The following is a 19,818-nucleotide window of genomic DNA, read 5'->3' on the forward strand; positions in this document are numbered from 1 at the left end:
ACAGCGCCAAGGCGGGCTGCGCGAAGCCGACCGGGCGAGCCCGCGCAACGGCACGGCCAGCCGCATCGCGCCCCAGCAACCAGCCGCGGCGATCCACGCCCTTAAATTCCCTAAGCCCACCGTCATCGCCAGCGCTGGCGACCGCCCGGTCTCACGGGACGCCGACGACCCGGCTCCCGGATCGCCTGCCCGCCGTCGGCGAAGCAAGTCCGTCACCGGCTCCGTTCTCCGGCGTCGGCGTCGGCGTCGGCGTCGAAGCACGCGGATGAACGACGCGCCGAGAATCATGCGCCGCCGTCCTACCGCTGCGAGCCTTCCCGGACACCTCGGCGCAGATGACCGGCCGGCCCCCGTCGCGCGCAGGGCGGGCGCGCCCAGCGGGACGTGGCGTGATTTCTGGGCCTTGATCGTGCAAGTTTCACGCGGTTGGCGCGCGGACGGGCGTGTTCGGGGGCGGGCGAGGCAAGGCGAGGGCGGGACGAAGCAGAGGCGGACGAAGCAAAGGCGGTCGCGTTGGTGTGGTCGGGTTGTGGCGAGTGGGAGGACCCCCGGAGTCGGTGGCGCTCCGCTTTTCTTCACCGTAACCCATGCGACCTAATCGATCTCCGAGTCGCTCACCCGCCGTCAGATCCCGCCACTCCCCGTCATCTACGCACGTGGTGGGGCGGTGCTTGCTCGGGGGATCAGGGCCGGCTGGACGCGCGGGTTCGGGGCTGGGCGGTCCGGGCCCTCGCGTAGGTCGGCTTCGATGACGCGGAGCAGGGCGGCGATGCAGCGGCGGCCCACCTCGTCGAAGTCCTGGCGGATCGTGGTCAGCGGCGGGGACAGGAACTCGGCCTCGGGGATGTCGTCGAAGCCTACGATGCTCACGTCGTCGGGGACGCGGATGCCGCGCTCGTGGAAGGCGCGCATCATGCCCAGTGCCATCTGGTCGTTGCCGGCGAAGACCGCTGTCACGTCGTCGCGGGTGGCCAGTTCCAGGCCGGCGGCGTAGCCGGACCGGGCGCTCCAGTCGCCGGTCATCAGGGGCGGGGCGGGCAGGCCGGCCTCTTCCAGGGTGAGGCGCCAGCCGTCGATGCGGCCGTGGGTCTCCAGCCAGTCGCGCGGGCCGGAGAGGTGCCAGACCTTGCGGTGGCCCAGGGACAGCAGGTGTTGTACGGCAAGCCGGGCGCCGGTGACCTGGTCGACGGAGATGGCGGGGACCTCGCCGCCGACGTCGGACTCGACGGCGACCGCGGCCATGCCGAGGGGCATGTTGTGCAGGGCGGCCGCGGCGGCGGTCTGGGGGGCGATGACGACGACGCCGGCGACCGACTGGTCGGCGAGGGCGCTGAGGGCGGAGACCATGCCGGTGTGGTCGACGCGTTCGAGGGTCACGATGCTGACGCCGTAGCCGGCGGCGCGGGCGGCGCGCTCGACGCCCAGGAGGGTGGAGGCGGGGCCGTAGAGGATGGTGTCGAAGGAGACGACGCCGACGACCCGGGAGCGGCGGCCGGCGAGTCCGCGGGCCATCGCGTTGGGGCGGTAGTTGAGTTGGCGGACGGCCTCGAGGACGCGTTCGCGGGTGGCGGGGCTGACGCTGGGATGGTCGTTGAGGACGCGCGACACCGTCTGATGTGAGACGCCCGCGAGCCGCGCGACGTCGTTCATGACGGCGGCACGGTTGTGGCTGGTTGCGCGCAAAGTCCCTCCCCCGCAGCAGATGTTAGCGCTGCCACGATATGCCCGCGCCATGCGCGGGACGTGGTGCCGGTCACGGGTTTGACCGTTCGGCTGATCTGCGGGAACAGCTTCCAACGCGACTCAACTTAAGGCGACGCAATGCAACATCAACTTGCGCGGATCGACACGGCGAAATGTTCGGGCTTCAGCGGCGGCGCGGGCGGTGACTGGGGCCGGCGCGTCGGCAGCGAGTGCTGCACGACCCCGCGCCGGCCGCGGACTTCAGTGCACGGTGCCGCCGTCCGCGGCCAGGGTTTCGGCGATCTCACGCAGGACCGCCCGCCACTGGTCCTCCGGCTGCTTCGGCAGGATGTCGTCCCACAGGTCCAGGCAGGACCCGCGCAGCTGCAGCAGGCCCTCGGGGCGCCCCATGAACCACCAGTGCAGGTGCCGGGCGCCGTCGCCGATCTTCGCGATGTGGACCCGGGCCACGCCGCCGACGGCCAGGATCGCCCGTTCGACGCGCTGCATCAGCGGGAACAGTTCGGCGCCGAGGTCCGCGGGCAGGTCGTCGAAGTCGTGGTGGCCGCGCGGGCTCAGCAGGACCACGGCCGGGATGGCGGTCGGGCCGCCCGTGTGCCGCAGGATCCACCGGTCGTCGGACCACACGGCCGGGCCGTGGGGGTCGCGGCAGACGAAGCAGTCGTCGGTGCTCTGCTCGCCGTTGCGCGGCGGCTCCGGTACCACCGCAGGCTCAAGGGTTTTGATCTGCAGGTCGCCGGTGAACGGGAAGATCTCCCAGCCGGCGATGCCGCCCGCGAACGGGGTGGGCGGCTCGCCGATGGGCAGGTGGGCGAGGAATCGATCGGCCATGCCGCCGATCATGCCACCGGGCGGGACCCGGCGTTGCCCCTGGACGGGTCGGGGTGCCGCCGCCCGGTGCGTCGCTGCGGACCGGGGCTATGGCCGTCCCGTGCGGGTCGGACTCGGGGGTATGGGAGAGCCCCCGCCCGGTGCCGGGCGAGGGCTCTGCGGTCGTGCGGTTACTTCGTGGACGGCGCCGTGGCCGGGGTGGCCGCGTCGTTGGCGATCATCTCCGGGTGGCTGGCGATGAACGGGCCGACGGCGTCGTTGCTGTACGCCTTGAGCAGGTCCTTGGCCGTCTGGTCGAGGACCTCGAACGACTGGCCGTTGATCACCTCGGTCGAGAACTGGCCGTTGTTGGTGCGCAGCGTGATCATCTGCTCGGGGTTGACGCCCTTGAGCGTGAAGATCCAGTCGGCCAGGGAGACGTTGTTGTTGTAGAACGACACCGCTTTGCCGACCTGCCCGAGTACGTCGTTGACCTTGATCGGGTTGGAGATCACGCCGGCGCTCGTCGCCTTCTTGGCCATCGCCTTGATGAACTGCTGCTGGTGGCGCTGACGGCCGTAGTCGCCGTCATTGTTGGCCAGCTTGTCGCGCTGGCGCACGTAGTCGAGGGCCTCCCAGGCCGCGAAGTGGCGGCAGCCGACCTCGTAGACCATGGGGCGCATGTTGGGCTTGAGGCTCGTGGGGATGCCGTCGGCGTTGAAGTTGTAGGGCACGCCCTCGACGTTGGTCTTGGTGTTCCAGCCGGTGTGGATCGACGTGACCTTCTCGTCGACGCACATGTCGACGCCGTCGAGGGCGTTGACCAGGCCGCTGAACCCGTCGAAGTTGACGATGGCGGCGCCGTTGAACTTCAGCGAGCCGCCGGCCAGGCCGCTGACCGTCTCGGCGAGCAGCTTGAGCCCGCTGTCGCGGCCGCCGCCGTTCTGGTAGCCGAACTGGAAGGCCGCGTTGATCTTGTCGGTGCCGCCGTTGTAGCCGGTGCTCTTGCTCGCCGGGATGCCGACCCGGGTGTCCCGCGGGATCGACATCAGGTAGAGCGCGTCGTGGGAGGCCGGCACGTGGGCGACGATGATCGAGTCGGCCCGGGCGCCCATCTCCTCCTTGTTGACGCGCTCGTCGATACCGACGAGGAGCAGGTTGATCGGCCCGTCGATGGTCGCGCCGGTCGCCGCCGCGTCACCGAGGCCGCCCTCGTGGGTGATCTGGTCGCTGTAATGGTTCAGCAACAGATTGCCACCGACGAGCGAGCCTCCGCTGACGAGCAGCAGTAACGCCCCTCCCACGAGGGACAACCGCGCCCACAACGGGTCTTTCTTCCCACGCTTCTTCGCCATACCACTCCCCGGCACCATCTGTTCCCCGGCGGGCCACAATATCCCCCCGAAGTGTGCGTCCGTGTTTCGTCCCTGAAGACGGATACGGGACAGCGGATGGTTGCAGTCCGGCCGATCCGGTGTCGTTTTTCGGCATGTCGCCATGACCCGCCTGCGGCGGCGCCGGGCCCGCGCCGGTGAGCAGGCGGTTCGGGGGCCCGGTCCACCGCCCGGTGCGGGCCCGGCCGGAGGGCGGCGTGACGTGGGTCATGCCCGCGGCGGTGCGTCAAGGTCGCGACTGCGGGGCTATCACAGGCGTGATACACAGTTGCTTGCCGGATAGGGCGTTGGGGCATGCGGGTGAGGGGGACGAGTGGGCGCGCTGCAGCGGTTCGAGAAGCGGCTGGAAGGAATGGTCGAGGGCACCTTCGCCAAGGTCTTCAAGGGCGTGGTCCACCCCGTCGAGATCCTCAACGCCATGCAGGGCGAGGCCCAGGCCAACCAGTCCCACATGACGGGCGGCCGGGTCCTGGTGCCGAACCGGTACCTCATCGCGCTGGCGCCCGCCGACCACTCCCGCCTGGCCCCCTTCGCCGCCGCCCTGGCCCAGGAGCTGGCCCAGTCCCAGGCCGAGTACGTGGGCGAGCAGGGCTGGGCCGTCTACGGCGACATCGTCGTCGAGATCACCCGCGGTGACGACCTGGCGACGGGCCTGTTCCGCGTCTCGGCTCAGGTCTACACGGGCGGCGAGGTCACCCCCGGCGAGGGCCACGGCGTCCGCCTGGTCACCGAGGACGGCCAGAACTACCCCCTGGCCGAGGGCGCCACGATCATCGGCCGGGGCGAGCAGGCGTCCCTGCGCCTGGCCGACGTGGGCGCCTCCCGCCAGCACGCCCGCGTCGACTACGACGGCCACCGGGCCCTGCTGACCGACCTGGGCTCCGCGAACGGCTCGGTCGTCAACGGCCGCCGCATCGACACGGTCATCCTCCACCCGGGCGACGAGATCCTCATCGGCAGCACCCGCCTGTCGTTCCGGGTCTGACCCCTCCCCCGCCGGCGCCCGGCCCGGCGAGCCGGCCCGGCGGCTGGATCCTCAGCAGGTGCGCAGGAGACGGGTCAGGACCCGCTCGCCGAACTCGAGCGCGGCCAGGGGGACGCGCTCGTCGCGGCCGTGGAACAGTGCGGTGAAGTCCAGGTCCGGCGGGAGGCGCAGCGGGGTGAAGCCGAAGTGGCGGATGCCCAGGCGCTGGAAGTGCTTCGCGTCGGTGCCGGCGGAGAGCATGTACGGCAGCAGGCGGGCGCCCGGGTCCTCGGCTTCGACGGCGCCGGCCATGGCGTCCACCAGGTGGCCGTCGAAGCTCGTCGCGACCGGCGGGAGCTGGTCGTGGACCAGCTCGACGTCCGGGCCCAGGATCTCGGCCAGTTCGCGTTCGAAGGCTCGTTCGCGGCCGGGGAGCATGCGGCCGTCGACGGTCGCCTCGGCGGTCGACGGCACCACGTTCGCCTTGTGGCCCGCCGTGAGGATCGTCGTGTTGGCGGTGTCGCGCAGCGCCGCGCCGATCAGGCGGGACAGCGAGCCCAGCCGGGCCACCGCGGCCTCGGGGTCGGCGGGGTCGAAGGGGGTGCCGGTCAGCTCGGCGATGCCGGTGAGGAAGTCCTCGACGGCGGGGTGCAGTACCAGCGGGAATCGATGCTGCTCCAGACGGGCCAGCGCGGTGGTCAGCTTCGCGACCGGGTTGTCGGTGTGGAGCATGGAGCCGTGGCCCGGCGTGCCGTGGACCTTCAGGCGCAGCCACATGGAGCCCTTCTCGGCCGTCTCGACCAGATAGGCGCGGACGTCGTCGCGGACCGTGTAGGAGAACCCGCCCACCTCGCCGACCGCCTCCGTCACGCCGTCGAAGAGGTCGCGGTGGTGGTCGATCAGCCAGCCGGCGCCCCTGGTGCCGCCGGCCTCCTCGTCGGCCAGGAACGCGAACACGACCTCGCGCGGCGGCACGATGCCTTCCCGCCGGCAGCGGCGGGCCGCGGCCACCGACATGGCGACCATGTGCTTCATGTCGATGGCGCCGCGGCCCCAGAGGTACCCGTCGCGGATCTCACCGGCGAACGGCGGGACCGACCATCCGGACGCGTCGGCGGGCACGACGTCGAGGTGGCTGTGGACGAGCAGCGCGCCGCGGGAGGGGTCGGCGCCCGGCAGCCGCACGACCACGTTGCCGCGCCGGGGCGCCGACTCCAGGTACACCGGCTGGAGCCCGGCGTCGGCGAGCCGCTCGGCCACGAACTCCGCCGCGGCCCGCTCGTCGCCGTCCGTGCCGTCGTCGCCGGCGTTCGTGGTGTCGTACCGGATCAGCTGCTGCGCGAGCTCGACCACTTCACTCATCGAATCACCGTAATGGCCGGCCGATGACTCACAGCGACTTGGCAGCTTCACAGGATTGCCGCCACAGCTGACCCGGGCACGGTCGTCGTGGACACGCCCGAACCGCTGCTGAGGAGTACGCGCGATGAGCTCCGCCCACGATGACCCGCAAGCGCCCGCCGACCGCCTCACCCCGGCGACGCCCACGGCCGCCGCACCGCCCGACGCCGCTGCGGCCCACCCCGCGGCCCCGGCGGACTCCGAGGCCGCCGCCCGGCCGCTTGCGGGCGGCGCGGACGGCGCGGGCTTCGACAGCGGCACGCCGCAGCCGGTCGCCGGAGGGCCCGGGCCGCAGGCGCCGCCGGTGTGGGCGGCCGAGGCGCCGTACGCCCCGGCCGGCAGCGGGGATGGGGCGCCCGTCGACGGGGCGGCGAAGCGGTCGTCGCGGGTGAAGCTGGGCATCGTCGCTGCGGTGTCGGCGGTCATCGTGATCGGCGGCGGGGTGGCGGTGGCGCAGGCGGCGAGTGACAGCAGCTCGGCGCCGCGGGCCGGTGGGCCCGGTGGCGGGCCGGCGTTCCCGGGCGGTCGCGGCGGCGGGCCGGGCGCGCAGAACGGCCAGCAACAGGGCGGCGGGCCGAACGTCCCCGGCGGGCAGGGTGCCCAGGGCGGGCCGGGCGGGTTCGGACCGGGGTTCGGGCGCGGCGGGGCGGTCCTCGGCGGGGCGCTGCACGGGGACTTCGTGGTGAAGGGCGGCGACGGGCAGTACGTGACCGAGCGGCTCCAGGCCGGCACGGTCACCGCGGTCAGTGCGGCGTCGATCACGGCCACGAGCGACGACGGGCACGCCACCACGTTCGCCGTCAACGGCAGCACCCGGGTCGCCGGCGGCGCCACGATCGCCGACGTGAAGAGCGGCGACGCGGTGACGATCGTCGGCACCGTCTCCGGCGGCACCGCCACGGCCACCGAGATCACCGACATCGCGCTCATGCGGCAGGGCAACGGCGGTAACGGCCAGCAGCGCCCGGCCAGCCCCCGACCCGCGCGCACCGCCTGACCCGTACCGTGGCCACGGCTTTGACAGCCTCGTGAGCTGTGTAAACGGCGCCACCCGGCCGTCGAAACGGGCGAATACCCGGCCGGGGTATAAGTCCGATATGTCGAGGCGCGCCAGCGCCCGACGTATCGGCCTCGGACCGGCCCCGAGAGCTCAAGGCGTGTCTGGTACGTCTGGTTAGAGCCGTTCGTTGATTGCGGCGAAGCGGGCGGCCCCGCCGCGGTTGCGTTTGAGCCGGCTGGTGCCGGTGGACGGCCGCCCTTCGACCCCGGCTTGCGCCGGTTCGCCGCGTGGTCCGCCTTCATCGGATTCGTCGCACGGGTCCCGAGACGACGTAGACAGGTCCGGTTGCCACGGCCGGCCCGGACCCGGGCCCGGCGGTCAGCACCAGCGACAATGCCTTGCGGCCCTGCTCACTCGCCAGGTGCACCTTCGTGGTCCGCCCGCCGCGCGACCGGCCCGGGGCCGTGGCCGATCGATTCGGTTTCGACTCCACCCGGCGACTGCCGCTGGTGGCGAGAGACAAGCCGCGGTCGGGCCTAGCGCGCCGGCGGCAGCTGCAGTGGTGCCTGGTGCGGCGGGGCCGGTGGGAGTTGGTGGGGCACGTGGTAGCCGTGCGGCGGGGTCGCGGGCATGAACGGGCGGCGGTACAGGGTGATGGCGCGGCCGCCCAGGGCTCGGGTCGCGTTGCCGTTGGTGACGCCGCCCAGGATGATGGCCAGGCCCGGGATGACCTTCGCGGCCATCTTCTTCACCGCGCGGACGCCGGCCATCTGGGCCAGCTTCAGGCCCAGGCGCATGAGGACCTTGCGGACCTCGGGGCGCTCGTCGGGCAGGAGGGCGTCGAAGCGCTCGCGGCCCCGGGCGACGGCCAGCGCGGTGCGGGCGGTCTGGGTGTACTTGTGGATGCCCTGCAGCACCAGCAGGTCGACGGCCCGGTCCGGGTGGGCGGGGTCGGCACCGTAGGCGGCGGCGAGCATCAGGACCATCCGGGCCTGCGTCCAGGCCAGGACGCCGACGTCGAGCAGGGCGCCGGCGACCGGGACGGCACCGCCGACGGCGCCGGAGAGCCGCGACTGGTTCACGTAGCGGTAGACGATCATGTTCGCGAGGGCGTCGGCGGGGGCGCCGGGGTTCTGGCTTTTCAGCTTCTCCAGTTCGGCGGCCATCTTCGGGCCCAGGCGGGTGACGGCTTCCAGGGCGAGGTGCTCCGGGGCGTACTCCGGGTCCGCCTTCATCTTCGCCCACAGCCCGGGTGGCGGGCCCTCAACGCGGGGGGCGTCGGCGGGGACGGCGGTCTCGGCTGGCTCGGTCACGCCGTCCACGGTAATGATCCCGGGCCGTCCGGCGGAGTCAGGAACCCGATCGCCACAAGACCGTCATATTTCCATCGCCGGGTACAGTCGCACCCGTGAGCCTGCCGGAGTGGGCGCCGGACGGCGTCGATGTCACAGTTCCCAATGCGGCCCGGGTGTACGACTACGGGCTGGGCGGCTACCACAACTTCGCCGTCGACCGCGAGTTCGCCGAGCAGCTGATCGCGGCCTGGCCCGGCATCCTGCAGGTCGCGCACACCAACCGGGCGTTCCTGGGGCGGGCGGTGCGGTGGCTGGCCGGGCAGGGCATCCGGCAGTTCCTGGACATCGGCTCCGGGATCCCGACCCGGGGCAACGTGCACGAGGTCGTGCAGGCGATCGACCCGGCGGCGACAGTGGTGTACGTCGACGTCGACGACGTCGCCGTCTCGCACGGGCGGGCGATCCTGGCCGGCAACCGCAACGCGACGGCGATCGGCGGTGACCTGCGCCGGGTCGAGGGCATCCTGGCCGACGAGCGGGTCCGGGCGCTCATCGACTTCGACCAGCCGGTGGCGGTCCTGCTCGTCGCCGTGCTGCACTTCATCACCGACGAGGACGACCCGGCGCGCCTGGTGCGCACGCTGAGCGCGGCCTGCGCGCCGGGGAGCTTCGTCGCGCTGTCGCACTTCACCGCCGTCGACGACCTCGGCTCGCAGCACGAGCAGGTGACGCGGCTCTACGACCGGACGCCGACGTCGGTGCGCACCCGCGACGCCGGGCAGGTCGCGGCGATGCTCGACGGGCTGGAGCTGGTCGAGCCGGGCATCGTGCCGGTCACCGGCTGGCACCCGGACCCGGCCGAGCCCGCCGAGCACGAGCAGCGGTCGGTGCTCGGTGCGGTGGCCCGCAAGCCGTGAGCGGATAAAGCCGTTGACGCGCATGTGAATCTGGGCGGGTGCCTGATCATCTGCTTGCCGTCACCGGCGCCTCCGGTGCGCTCGGCCGCCTGGTCGTCGACCGTCTCCTCGCACACGTCCCGGCCGCCCGGGTCCTCGCCGTGGTCCGGGACCCGGCCACCGTCGCGGACCTGGCCGAGCGGGGTGTCGGCGTCCGGCGCGGCGACTACGACCGGCCGGAGACCCTCGACTTCACGGGCGTCGAGCGGCTGCTGCTGATCTCGTCGCCGGTGCTCGACGACGGCACGCGGGCCCGGCAGCACCGCGCCGTGATCGCCGCGGCCGCGGACGTGCGGCTGCTGGTGTACACGAGCTTCCTGGGCGCGGACCGGGACGCGGGCGCGCACCACGACACCGAGGCGGCGCTGCGGGAGCGGCCGCACACGATCCTGCGCAACCCGTTCTACACCGACGCGTTCGTCCAGGCCGGTGACGAGCTGACAAGCGGCACCGGCGGGCGGGGGCTCAACACCGCGACCCGGGCCGACCTCGCCGCGGCCGCCGCGGCCGTCCTGGTCGCCGAGGCCGGTCACGAGGGCCGCGCCTACGACCTCACCGGTCCACTGTGGACGTTCCCGGCGGTCGCGGCGGCCCTGCACGTCGCCCACCGCGAGCAGACCCCGGCCGGGCCGATGGGCTACCTGCACGGCCTCGCCGCGGCGGGCCGGCTGGAGCGGCAGACCGGCGACCTGGAGCTGCTGCTCGGCCGGGCACCGACGGGTGCGGTGGAGGCGTTCCGGGCCGCCCGACGATGAGCTCGGGCGGGCCCACCCGCTCCGCGGACCGGCCCGCGGGCGAGGCGGCGCACAGCGGGCGGCGCGTCGATGCCGACGGCCCCGGCGGACAGCGGCGCCGGGCGGCGCTCACGGCCCGATCGGCTTCACGAGCGTCTCGAAGGCGAGGTCGGGGCGCAGCGGGACGCCGAAGCGCTCGTCGCCGTACGGGAACGGGCTCAGCTCGCCGGTGCGCTTGTAGCCGCGCCGCTCGTACCAGGCGATGAGCTCGGCCCGCTGCACGATGACGGTCATCCGCACCTCGCCCGCGCCCCACTCGTCCCGGGCGTACCGCTCGGCCCGCGCGAGCAGCCCCGCGCCGAGACCGCCGCCCTGGCGGCCCGGGTCGACGGCGAACATGCCGAAGTACGCGTAGCCGTCGCGCCGCTCCAGCTGGCAGCAGGCGGCGACGGCCCCGTCGCCGTCGAGCGCGACGAGCACGACACTGCCGGGTCCGGTGACCGCGGCCGTGACCATCGCCGGGTCGGCCCGCTGGCCTTCGAGGAGGTCGGCCTCGGTGGTCCACCCGGCCCGGCTGCTGTCGCCGCGGTAGGCCGACTGCACCAGCTCCACGAGCACCGGCACGTCGGCCGCGTCCGCCATACGGAAAGTCATTGGGCCGATGGTACCGCCGGCACCCGCGCGATCAGCCGCGGCGGCGGGCCCCGCGCAGGAGCAGGACCAGGCCCACGACGGCGACGATCGGGCCGATGACCGCCCACATGCCGTTGCCGCTCATCGCGCTGCCGCCGAGCACGTCGAGGCCCTGCAGTGTCCACACGACCCCGGCGAGCAGGGCCAGGACACCGACGATGACGAGGATCCAGCGCATGCGGTCAGCTTGCTCCGCCGGCGGCCCCGGCGCAACGACCGTTCCCGTCCTGTAAGGATTCGTAGAGCGCCGCCACGTCGAGGGCGGCGGCGCGCAGCGCGGCGCGGACCGGCTCGGGGTCGAGGACCTCCAGTCGGGCGCCCAGGCCGAGGAGGCTGCCGACCGCGTGGTCGACGCTGGTGAAGGCCAGCCGCAGCCGGGTACCCCCGCCGCTGTCGTCGTCACTGCAGTGCCGGGCGAGGACCCGGCGGGCCAGGGCGAGCGCCGCCGGGTGGACCTCGGCGGTGACGCGCAGGGCGCGCGGGCGGGCCTCGACGCCGGAGCGCAGGGCGGCCCAGGCCGCGGCCAGCTCGAAGCCGGGCGGGCGCCCGGCCGGCTCGGGCAGGGCGGTGCAGTCCTCGATGCGGGCGACGCGCAGCAGGGCCGGCTCGGCGGTGACGAGATACCAGACGCCGGCCTTCGCGACGAGGCCCGCCGGGTCGACCGTCCGGGCCGTGCGGGCACCCTCGCTGTCGCGGTACACCAGGCGCAGCCGCTGACGCTGCAGGAGCGCCTCGTGGATGGCCGGCAGGTGCGGGACGGCCTCACCCGAGCGCATCCACGGGTCGACGTCGACGAGCACGTGGCTGCGGCCGTCGGCGAGCCCGCCGCGCAAAGCCCCGCCGCCGGCGCCGGTCAGCTTCTCCAGCGCGGTGTCGAGCGCGTCGCCCAGCCCCAGGTCCCCGGCGAGGCGGGACTGCCCGACGGCGAGCCCGGCGCCCTCGGCCCGGCTCAGGTGGGCCAGGCCGGTCCGGTAGGTGTCGAGCAGCCGGATGCCGCCGTTGCGGCCGCGCTCGGTGTAGACGGGGATCCCCGCGCCGCTGAGCGCCTCGACGTCGCGCAGCACCGTGCGGACCGACACGCCCAGGCGCTCGGCGAGGTGGGGCGCCGCCGCCCCGGGCCGGGCCTGGAGCAGCAGGACGAGGGAGAGGAGCCGGTCACCGCGCACGCCGCCGACAGTACCCGAGAAAACATGACAACAGATGTCGTGTTTCCTCGTCCATGCTGACCGCATGCAGAGGAAGATCACGGGCCCGTACGACATGGCGCGGCAGAACGAGAGCTTCGGCGGCTGGGTCCGCCCGGCCGGCGGCGACCCGCACAGCATCGCGATGGCGTTCCCGGTCGAGGGCCGGCACAGCGCCGCCGGCGTCATCCTGCGGCAGCGGGGCGACACCGTGACCGGCGAGGTCAGCGGTCCGCCCGAGGCATTCGAGCAGGCCCTGGCCGCGGTGTCGCTCGACGAGGACGGCGGCGGCTGGGCCGCGGTCGGCGAGCGCGACCCGGTCATCGGCGAGCTGCAGCGGGCGAACGCGTACCTGCGGCCGGTGCTGTTCCACTCGCCGTACGAGGCGGCGTGCGCGTTCGTCATCGGCCACCGCATGCGCATCACCCAGCAGCGGGCCCTGCGCGCCCGGATCGCCGCGGCGCACGGCGAGGCGGTCGAGGTCGGCGGGCAGGTCCTGCACGCGTTCCCGGCGCCGTCGGTGCTGCGCGGGCTGCGCGAGCTGCCGGGCCTTGACGCCGAGAAGATGGTGCGGCTGCACGGGATCGCCGACGCGGCGCTCGCGGGGCGCCTGGACCGGGCCCGGCTGCGGGCGATGCCGGCCGAGGAGGCGATCGCGGACGTGAAGCGGCTGCGGGGCGTCGGCGACTTCTTCGCCACCGGGATCGTCCTGCGCGGCGCCGGGCGCACCGACGCCGTGCCGGCCGAGGGGTTCACGCGGTCCGGAATCCGCCGACTGTACCGCCTCGACGCCGACCCGACCGACGCCGAGATGCACCGCATCGCCGAGCCGTGGCGGCCCTACCGGATGTGGTGCTCGGTCCTCGTCCACGCCGACGAGCGCAACGCCCGGCGCGTCGGCGCGTAGGCACAAAAAATGCGGCGGGGAACGGACGCCGCTGTCCGTTCCCCGCCGCCACCCACCCGCGTCAACGCAGCAGCGACAACACGTTCTGTGGTGCCTGGTTGGCCTGGGCCAGCATGCTCGTGCCGGCCTGGGTCAGGATCTGCGAGCGGGTGTAGGACACCATCTCCTGCGCCATGTCCGTGTCCCGGATCCGGGACTCGGACGCGGACAGGTTCTCCACCGCGACGTTGAGGTTGTTGATGGTGTGCTCGAACCGGTTCTGGTAGGCACCGAGGGTGGCGCGCGCCGTGGAGACACCCTTGATGGCCTTGTCGATGGCGTCGATCGCCGCGGTGCCGGAGCTGGTCAGGTCCAGCGAGCCGACGCCGAGGCCCGTCGAGTCGAAGCCCGACAGCGCCGAGCCGCTGCCGAACGCCGAGGCGAGGTTGACCGCGATCTGGTCGGACGACGAGCCGTTGGCGCCGACCTGGAAGGTGCCCGTGTAGGCCGAGGCGCCGCTCTGCAGCAGCTTCTGGCCGCCGAACGCGGTGGTCGAGGCGATCCGGTCGAGCTCGGAGTTGAGCTGCGAGAACTCGGTCTGCGCGGCGGAGCGCGCGTCGGAGTCCTGCGAACCGGTCGACGCGGCCTGCACCGACAGGTCACGCATGCGCTGCAGGATCGAGTGCGTCTCGGTGAGCGCACCTTCAGCGGTCTGCACGACCGAGATGCCGTCCTGCGCGTTGCGCACGGCGACCTTCAGGCCGCCGATCTGCGAGCGCAGACCCTCGGAGATGGACAGACCGGCCGCGTCGTCGGCCGCCCGGTTGATCCGGTAGCCGGAGGACAGCTTCTCCAGCGACTTGCTCATCTGCCCGTCGGTGACCGACAGGTTCCGGTAGGCGTTCTGCGCGGCGATGTTGTTGTTGATGCGAAGACCCATGATGTCCTCCTTGGATCGGGTCAGGGCCGGCGCCCGTCCTTGGTCGCCGTTGCCTCTGCCATCGCCAGCCGCGGCCCCGGCCTGAGGGTCGGGCAGCGGAACTGGCCGATCGGATGACAGGGTGTCTGCGCGTCAGGCGGCCAGGACCTCCTCGACGAGGCGCAGGGCCCGCTCGTCCATGCAGCCGCGCAGCGCCTGGTCGGCCGGGGTCGTGGTGCGGTACAGCACGACCGAGCGCGACCCGTCGGCGCTCACCCCGTTGCAGGTCGCCGTGCCCGGGACGTCGCCCGGGTGCGACCAGAAGCCGCCGCCGGCGCCCGGCACCCGGAACGCACCCAGCCCGTATCCGATCCCGGCCCGCACGTCCTGGTAGGTCTCGGCGGCCACGGTCCGGTCGAACTCGGCCCGGGCCGCGGGGCTGAGCAGCTCGCCGGTGCGCAGGGCCCGCCAGAAGCGGGTCAGGTCGGCGGTCGAGCTCACCAGGCCGCCGGCCGCGTCCAGCGCGGTGGGGTTGAGCTCGGTCACGTCGAACAGCGGCCCGCCCAGCTCCAGCTGCTGGTAGGCCCGGGCCGAGGAGCGCGGCAGGCCGGTGTGGTCGTACGGGAAGTACGTGTCGCGCAGCCCGAGCGGCCGCACGATCCGGTTGCGGACCTGCTCGGCCCACGGGCGCCCGGTGACCGCCCGCACGAGCAGCCCGGCGAGCACGGCGTTGGTGTTCGCGTAGGCCCAGTGGGTGCCCGGGGCGGACCGCGGTCCGTGGGCCAGGGCGAGCGCCACCAGGTCGCGGGGCTCGTGCCGGGCCAGGCGCGAGCCGGCGGCGAGGTCGCCGACGTAGTCGGCCAGGCCGCTGGTGTGCTGCAGCAGGTGCCGCACGGTGATGCGCGCATCCGGCAGCAGCCCGGGCGCGTGGCGCTCGACCGGGTCGTCGAGGTGCAGGCGGCCCTCGTCGGCCAGGAGCAGTACCACCGCGGCGGTGAACGCACCCGTCGCGCAGCCGATCCGGAACCGTCCCGCCGCGGGCATGCCCACCCCGGCGGTCGCGGTCACGTCCCGGCCGCCGGCGTAGACCTGGCCCTGGGCCCCGGTCGCGCCGAGCCGGCACAGGTCGTCGAGCGCCTCCTGCAGCGTCTCCCGGATGACGTCCCGCTCCGCGACAACCCCTCGTGCCCACATGCGTCAAGGGTCCGCCGCGGGCGCGCCACTTTCGATACCGCCACCTTCCCGAGTCGGGGTATGGCTAGCACTACCCGGCGGCCCGCGGCGGCGCCCTCGCCGCCCGGCTCAGGGCCGCGTGGCGGCACCGCGCGGGTCGAGCCCGGCGGCCCGGTACACGGCGTCGATGACCTCCATGTTCGCCACCGAGTCGGCGGGCGGCGTCAGGTTCGGGCCGCCGTCGCGGACCGCGGCCGCGAACGCGCGCAGCTGGTGCAGGTAGGTCAGCTCACCCGGGATGCGCTCGTGCGTCGTGCGGCCGCCGCGGGTGATCGTGAAGCGGTGGAACACGCTCGGGACCAGGTAGTTGAAGATCTTGAGCGAGCCCTCGCTGCCGGTGTAGCGGGCGGTCAGCCCCAGGACGTGGCGGGACCAGAGGCTCGCGGTGGTGCGGCCGGTCGCGCCGGACGGGAAGCGGTGCTCGGCGACCATGAGCCGGTCGACGCCGGGCTTGCGCAGGGTGGCCCGGGCCGCGGTGACGACCGGCTCGGCCCGGCCCAGGGTGCGCAGCGCGTGGACGGCGTAGCAGCCGGCGTCCATCATGGCCCCGCCGGCCAGGCCGAGGTCGTAGCGGATGTCGCCGAAGCGCGGCAGCGGGAAGCACATGCTCGTCTCGACGTGCCGCGCCTCCCCCAGCTGCGGGATCACCTCCAGGGCGCGGGCGATCAGCGGGTGGTACCGGTAGTGGAACGCCTCCATGACGACGAGCCCGGTCTTCGCCGCGGCGTCGGCCACCGCGCGGGCCTCGTCGGCGTTGGCGGTCAGCGGCTTCTCGCACAGCACGTGCTTGCCGGCGGCGAGGGCGGCCAGGGTCCACTCGGCGTGCAGGCCGTTGGGCAGCGGGTTGTAGACGGCGTCGATGCGCGGGTCGGCGAGCAGCTCGGCGTAGCCGGCGTGGACGGTCCCGATCCGGTGCTTCGCCGCGAACTGCTCCGCCCTGGCCCGGTCGCGGGCCGCCACGGCCGTCACCTGCACGGTCGGCACGGACCGGGCCGGGCCGACGAGCGCGGCCGGGGCGATCCGCGCCGCCCCGAGGATGCCGATGTGCAGCAGCCCGCTCACGCCGGCACCCGGTGTTCCACGAGCCCGACGAGGTTGCCCTCGCTGTCCTGGACGAACGCCTGCCACTCGGCAGTGCCCGCCGGGCCGAGCGTGTCGTCGGCGTGGGTGAAGATGACGTGCGGCTCCGCCGTGATCTCGGTGCCGGCCGCCCGCAGCCGCTCGACGGTCGCCGCGATGTCGTCGACGGCCAGATACAGCAGCGCCGCGGGCGCGTTGCCCTCCAGCAGGAGCCGGACCCCGTCCAGGTCGAAGAAGACCAGACCGGGCGGGTCGAACGTGGCGACGGGCGCGGCCCCGAGCAGGTCGGCGTACCAGCGGGCGGCGCGCTGCAGGTCTCCGGCGCGCTGAGCGATCTGCACCAGCCTCATCGGCGGAGCATAGCGATCAGGCGGCCCGGGCCTCCAGTGCGGCGAGCACGTCGGCGCTGACGACCTCGACCGGGCGCATCGCGTCGACGGTGAGCAGGATGCCCCGGCGGGTGTAGTACGTCAGGACCGGCTCGGTGACCTCGCGGTACAGCCGCAACCGCTGGCGGATGACGGCCTCGTTGTCATCGGCGCGGTGCTCGACAGCGGCCCGCTTCAGCAGGCGCCCGACCAGCTCCTCGTCGTCGGCCTGCAGGTGCAGGGCCACGCCGGCGGTCATGCCGATGCCGCGGGCGACGCGGTAGGCGGCCCGGGCCTGGGCGATCGTGCGCGGCACGCCGTCGAGGACGTAGCCGCGGCCGCGGGCGCGCGCCTCGAGGAGGCCCTCGCGCATCAGGTCCAGGACGATGTCGTCGGGGACCAGCTCGCCGCGCTCGATCAGCGGCTCGATGCGCCGGCCGAGCTCCGTGCCGTCGGCCACGTTGCGCCGCAGCAGCTCGCCGATGGTCACCCGATGGAGATCGAAGTGTTCGGCGATCACGGCACCCTGCGTGCCCTTGCCCGCGCCGGGCGGCGCAACCATCAGCACCCGCACGCGCACAACGTTAACGCATGTCAGTGTCCCGGCAACCCGCGACGGTCCCGGGCCGCCGGGACTTTAGGGTTGGGCCGTGCATCTTTCCGGCCGCGCCATCGAACTCGACCACCTCGACCGGGCCTGGCGGGCCGCGGCGACCCGGTCCGGTGCGCTCGTCGTCGGCGGTCCGGCCGGGATCGGCAAGTCGGCGCTCGTGGATGCGTTCGTGGCGCAGCGCGGCGGGCGGGTGCTGCGCGGCCGGTGCCGGGAGGTGGGCGGGGACGCGCTGGCGTACGGGCCGTTCCGCGCCGCGCTCGCGGACCCCGCGCCGCTCGACCCGGCCCGGCCGCGCTCGGTCGTCACCGGCGAGGTCCTGGCCCGGCTCGAGGCGGCCGCGCCGGTGGTGCTGGTGCTGGAGGACCTGCAGTGGGCCGACCAGCCGAGCCGGGAGCTGTTCGCGGCCCTCCCCGGCGCGCTGCGCCGGCCCGGTGTCCTCGTGCTCGGCACCCGGCGCGGCGACGCCGGCCCGGGCGGGCTGCGGCTGGGGCCGCTCGACGAGGCGGCCACCGGGGAGCTGCTCGCCGAGCGCCTCGGGCACCGGCCCGGCTCGTCGGTGGTGGCGGGCGTGTGGGAGTACAGCCGGGGCAATCCGCTCATGATCACGGCCGCGGCCGACGTTGCGGACCCGCCGGAGTCGCACGATGAGCTGCTGCTGTTGCCGCTGCGGGGCCTGCCCGCCGAGTCGCGGGCCGCGGTCCGGGTCGCCGCCGTCCTCGGCACCGACGTCGACGAGGCAGTGCTCGGGCGGATCGCGGGCCGCGTGCGGGAGCGGCTGCGGCCGGCCGTCGCGGCCGGGCTGCTGGTGGTGTGCGCCGGCGGGTACCGCTTCCGGCACTCCCTGGTCCGCGCGGCCGTCTACGCGGAGCTGCGCGACGGCGAGCGGGCCCGGCTGCACGCGCTCGCGGCCGGCGCGATCACCGCCCGGCTCGGGTTCCGGCCCTCGACGGCCGCGCTCGTCGAGCTGGCCGAGCACTGGCACGCCGCCGGGGACGCCGACCGGGCGTTCGACGCGGCCTGGCGGGCGGCGGGGGCGATCGGGCCCGCGTACGCCGGGCAGCTGCGGATGCTCGAGCGCGTCGCCGCGGCGTGGCCCCGCGTGTTCGACCCCGGCTTCCGCACCGGCACCGACCGGGTCGCCGTCCTCGCCGCGGCCGCGGTCGCCGCACTGCACGCCGGCGCGTACGAGCGCGGGCTGGCGCTGGCCGGGGCGGCGCTCGACGAGACCCGCGAACCCGCGCGCCGGGCGGTGCTGCTGGAGACGCGCAGCCGGCTGCGGTCGCGCCTCGGCGACGACGACATCGCCGGGCTGCGCGCCGCCCTCGCCCTGGCGCCGCGCAACAACCGCATCCGGGCCGCCCTCGCCGCCCGCCTGGAGGCACTGACCCGCTCGGTCGAGGCCCGCGTCCTCGCCGAGGAGGCCGCCGCCGACCGCGACCCGGCCGTGCGCGCCGTCGCCCTCGCCACCCTGGCCTCGGCCGCGACCGACCCCCAGCCCGGCGCCGACCCGTCGGGCAGCGGCGCCGCCGTCGCCCTGCGCCGGGCCCGCGAGGCGATGGACCTCGCCCGGCAGAGCGGCGACGACGACGCCGAACTGCTCGCCCGGGCCGTGGAGGCGGCCGCCCTCGAGGCCGCCGGCGACTCCCGGGCCGCGGCCGCGGCGGCCGCGGCCGGTTTGGAGGCGGCCCGCCACACCATGCTGTGGCCGACCCGCGGCGCCACGCTCGCCACCGCCCTCGCCGGGTCGCTGCTCGCCCTGGGCGAGTGGTCGAGGGCCCGCACGGTCCTCGCCGAGGCACACGACGGCAGACCTCCGCAGCGGTACCGCGCAGTGCTCGCCACCACCACCGCGTGGCTCGACGCCGTGGAGGGCGACGCCGAGGCCGCCGCCGCGGGCGCCGACGAGGCCGCGGCGCTGTTCGGCGGGCAGTACACCGGCGGGCACTTCCTCGTCCCGCTCTGGGAGGTCCGCGCCCTGCTCGGCGAGCGGCCCCCGTTCGGCGACGGCCGCCTGCCGATGGTCCCGGCCGCCGCCTGGTCACTGCTGCTGACCCACCCCGACCGGAGCCTGGCCCGCCGCCTGCCGGTCAACGGCCCGGTCCAGCGGGCGGCGAGCCTGACCCTGCACGCCCGCTGGGACGAGGCCATCGCCGCCTGGCGGGCCGTCGGGCACCCGTTCCGCCTGGCCCAGACTCTGCTCATGGCCGCACACGCCACCCGCGACCGCTCGACGGCGGCCGCCCGCGCCCGCGAGTCCCTGGCCCTCGCCACCCGCCTCGGCGCCCGCCCCCTGGCCGCGGCGGCCTCGGCGCTGGTGCACAGCGAGCGCCTGGAGCCGGGTCCGGCCCGGCTCACGGCCCGCGAGACCGAGGTGCTGCGCCTGCTCGCGGCGGGCCGGACGAACAAGCAGATCGGCGCCGCCCTCGGCATCTCCCCGAAGACGGCCGGCGTCCACACCACCAACATCCTGGGCAAGCTGGGCGTCAACTCCCGCGGCGACGCCGCCGCCGTCGCCCGCCGCCGCGGCCTGCTGGCGTAGCGCCGGGGCTCAGCCGCAGACCTGACCCACGGCCGTGCGGAGGTT

19 protein-coding genes are annotated in these 19,818 nt (G+C 74.4%); 6 read left to right on the top strand and 13 right to left on the bottom strand.

The genetic code is table 11. The features are described from left to right. Window positions 1-648: 648 nt before the first annotated feature. From Dvina_RS28015 to Dvina_RS28025, 3 genes are all read right to left on the bottom strand, one after another. Complete coding sequence (locus Dvina_RS28015) at window positions 649-1,650, bottom strand: LacI family DNA-binding transcriptional regulator (RefSeq protein WP_223092322.1); 1,002 nt, start codon at window positions 1,648-1,650, stop codon at window positions 649-651. 294 nt (window positions 1,651-1,944) lie between these two features. Next, window positions 1,945-2,535 carry an HIT family protein gene (locus tag Dvina_RS28020; protein ID WP_223092323.1) on the bottom strand — a complete coding sequence of 197 codons (591 nt, stop codon included), beginning with the start codon at window positions 2,533-2,535 and terminating at the stop codon, window positions 1,945-1,947. Between the two features lie 170 nt (window positions 2,536-2,705). Then, window positions 2,706-3,818 carry an LCP family protein gene (locus Dvina_RS28025; protein ID WP_223092324.1) on the bottom strand — a complete coding sequence of 371 codons (1,113 nt, stop codon included), beginning with the start codon at window positions 3,816-3,818 and terminating at the stop codon, window positions 2,706-2,708. Between the two features lie 442 nt (window positions 3,819-4,260). On the opposite strand from Dvina_RS28025, the gene Dvina_RS28030 reads away from it, so the two are divergent. Continuing rightward, window positions 4,261-4,893 (top strand): FHA domain-containing protein, encoded by a 633-nt coding sequence (locus tag Dvina_RS28030; RefSeq protein ID WP_246656602.1) that lies wholly within the window; start codon window positions 4,261-4,263, stop codon window positions 4,891-4,893. A gap of 51 nt (window positions 4,894-4,944) precedes the next feature. Here Dvina_RS28030 and Dvina_RS28035 read toward each other — a convergent pair whose 3' ends face one another. After that, window positions 4,945-6,234, bottom strand: coding sequence for a M20/M25/M40 family metallo-hydrolase (locus Dvina_RS28035; RefSeq protein ID WP_223092326.1), 1,290 nt, complete (start codon window positions 6,232-6,234; stop codon window positions 4,945-4,947). A gap of 124 nt (window positions 6,235-6,358) precedes the next feature. On the opposite strand from Dvina_RS28035, the gene Dvina_RS28040 reads away from it, so the two are divergent. Then, window positions 6,359-7,270: a hypothetical protein gene (locus Dvina_RS28040; protein WP_223092327.1), complete on the top strand. Its 912-nt coding sequence runs from the start codon at window positions 6,359-6,361 to the stop codon at window positions 7,268-7,270. Window positions 7,271-7,809: 539 nt separating this feature from the next. Here the strand turns inward: Dvina_RS28040 and Dvina_RS28045 are convergent. Continuing rightward, complete coding sequence (locus tag Dvina_RS28045) at window positions 7,810-8,586, bottom strand: EcsC family protein (protein WP_246655367.1); 777 nt, start codon at window positions 8,584-8,586, stop codon at window positions 7,810-7,812. Between the two features lie 95 nt (window positions 8,587-8,681). Here Dvina_RS28045 and Dvina_RS28050 point away from each other — a divergent pair, with 95 nt between their 5' ends. Next, window positions 8,682-9,485: an SAM-dependent methyltransferase gene (locus tag Dvina_RS28050; RefSeq protein ID WP_223092328.1), complete on the top strand. Its 804-nt coding sequence runs from the start codon at window positions 8,682-8,684 to the stop codon at window positions 9,483-9,485. Window positions 9,486-9,523: 38 nt separating this feature from the next. Then, a complete protein-coding gene (locus Dvina_RS28055) occupies window positions 9,524-10,279 on the top strand; it encodes an NAD(P)H-binding protein (protein ID WP_246655368.1) in 756 nt (251 codons plus the stop codon). 108 nt (window positions 10,280-10,387) lie between these two features. Here Dvina_RS28055 and Dvina_RS28060 read toward each other — a convergent pair whose 3' ends face one another. Genes Dvina_RS28060 through Dvina_RS28070 form a run of 3 tightly spaced genes read right to left on the bottom strand, consistent with a single transcriptional unit; the run spans window position 10,388 to window position 12,117 of the window. Beyond that, window positions 10,388-10,912: a GNAT family N-acetyltransferase gene (locus tag Dvina_RS28060; protein WP_223092329.1), complete on the bottom strand. Its 525-nt coding sequence runs from the start codon at window positions 10,910-10,912 to the stop codon at window positions 10,388-10,390. Window positions 10,913-10,943: 31 nt separating this feature from the next. Next, window positions 10,944-11,129, bottom strand: coding sequence for a hypothetical protein (locus tag Dvina_RS28065; RefSeq protein WP_223092330.1), 186 nt, complete (start codon window positions 11,127-11,129; stop codon window positions 10,944-10,946). 4 nt (window positions 11,130-11,133) lie between these two features. After that, the gene (locus Dvina_RS28070; protein WP_223092331.1) at window positions 11,134-12,117 is read right to left on the bottom strand and encodes a helix-turn-helix transcriptional regulator; all 984 of its coding nucleotides are present in this window, start codon (window positions 12,115-12,117) and stop codon (window positions 11,134-11,136) included. Between the two features lie 64 nt (window positions 12,118-12,181). On the opposite strand from Dvina_RS28070, the gene Dvina_RS28075 reads away from it, so the two are divergent. Beyond that, complete coding sequence (locus Dvina_RS28075; RefSeq protein ID WP_223092332.1) at window positions 12,182-13,042, top strand: DNA-3-methyladenine glycosylase family protein; 861 nt, start codon at window positions 12,182-12,184, stop codon at window positions 13,040-13,042. Between the two features lie 61 nt (window positions 13,043-13,103). Here Dvina_RS28075 and Dvina_RS28080 read toward each other — a convergent pair whose 3' ends face one another. From Dvina_RS28080 to Dvina_RS28100, 5 genes are all read right to left on the bottom strand, one after another. Continuing rightward, window positions 13,104-13,961: a flagellin N-terminal helical domain-containing protein gene (locus Dvina_RS28080; RefSeq protein ID WP_223092333.1), complete on the bottom strand. Its 858-nt coding sequence runs from the start codon at window positions 13,959-13,961 to the stop codon at window positions 13,104-13,106. Window positions 13,962-14,093: 132 nt separating this feature from the next. Further along, the gene (locus Dvina_RS28085; protein ID WP_223092334.1) at window positions 14,094-15,134 is read right to left on the bottom strand and encodes a serine hydrolase domain-containing protein; all 1,041 of its coding nucleotides are present in this window, start codon (window positions 15,132-15,134) and stop codon (window positions 14,094-14,096) included. A gap of 108 nt (window positions 15,135-15,242) precedes the next feature. After that, window positions 15,243-16,235, bottom strand: coding sequence for a Gfo/Idh/MocA family protein (locus Dvina_RS28090; RefSeq protein WP_246655369.1), 993 nt, complete (start codon window positions 16,233-16,235; stop codon window positions 15,243-15,245). Beyond that, on the bottom strand, window positions 16,232-16,603 hold the full coding sequence (locus tag Dvina_RS28095) for a VOC family protein (protein WP_223092335.1): 372 nt from the start codon (window positions 16,601-16,603) through the stop codon (window positions 16,232-16,234). Before Dvina_RS28095 ends, Dvina_RS28090 begins: the two co-directional genes overlap by 4 nt. Window positions 16,604-16,619: 16 nt before the next feature. After that, entirely contained in the window at window positions 16,620-17,195 is a 576-nt protein-coding gene (locus Dvina_RS28100; protein WP_223092336.1) for an adenylate kinase, read from the bottom strand. Between the two features lie 76 nt (window positions 17,196-17,271). On the opposite strand from Dvina_RS28100, the gene Dvina_RS28105 reads away from it, so the two are divergent. Further along, window positions 17,272-19,773 (top strand): AAA family ATPase, encoded by a 2,502-nt coding sequence (locus tag Dvina_RS28105; protein WP_223092337.1) that lies wholly within the window; start codon window positions 17,272-17,274, stop codon window positions 19,771-19,773. Window positions 19,774-19,818 lie beyond the last annotated feature (45 nt).

It is taken from the genome of Dactylosporangium vinaceum, assembly GCF_019904175.1.
GTDB classification, from domain to species: Bacteria; Actinomycetota; Actinomycetes; order Mycobacteriales; family Micromonosporaceae; genus Dactylosporangium; species Dactylosporangium vinaceum.

Bases quoted from the DNA above. Each gene is read 5' to 3' on its own strand.
- Dvina_RS28030 (WP_246656602.1), top strand. From the start codon at position 4,261: ATGGTCGAGGGCACCTTCGCCAAGGTCTTCAAGGGCGTGGTCCACCCC.
- Dvina_RS28015 (WP_223092322.1), bottom strand. From the start codon at position 1,650: ATGAACGACGTCGCGCGGCTCGCGGGCGTCTCACATCAGACGGTGTCG.
- Dvina_RS28020 (WP_223092323.1), bottom strand. From the start codon at position 2,535: ATGGCCGATCGATTCCTCGCCCACCTGCCCATCGGCGAGCCGCCCACC.
- Dvina_RS28065 (WP_223092330.1), bottom strand. From the start codon at position 11,129: ATGCGCTGGATCCTCGTCATCGTCGGTGTCCTGGCCCTGCTCGCCGGG.
- Dvina_RS28040 (WP_223092327.1), top strand. From the start codon at position 6,359: ATGAGCTCCGCCCACGATGACCCGCAAGCGCCCGCCGACCGCCTCACC.
- Dvina_RS28075 (WP_223092332.1), top strand. From the start codon at position 12,182: ATGCAGAGGAAGATCACGGGCCCGTACGACATGGCGCGGCAGAACGAG.
- Dvina_RS28060 (WP_223092329.1), bottom strand. From the start codon at position 10,912: ATGACTTTCCGTATGGCGGACGCGGCCGACGTGCCGGTGCTCGTGGAG.
- Dvina_RS28095 (WP_223092335.1), bottom strand. From the start codon at position 16,603: ATGAGGCTGGTGCAGATCGCTCAGCGCGCCGGAGACCTGCAGCGCGCC.
- Dvina_RS28035 (WP_223092326.1), bottom strand. From the start codon at position 6,234: ATGAGTGAAGTGGTCGAGCTCGCGCAGCAGCTGATCCGGTACGACACC.
- Dvina_RS28085 (WP_223092334.1), bottom strand. From the start codon at position 15,134: ATGTGGGCACGAGGGGTTGTCGCGGAGCGGGACGTCATCCGGGAGACG.
- Dvina_RS28080 (WP_223092333.1), bottom strand. From the start codon at position 13,961: ATGGGTCTTCGCATCAACAACAACATCGCCGCGCAGAACGCCTACCGG.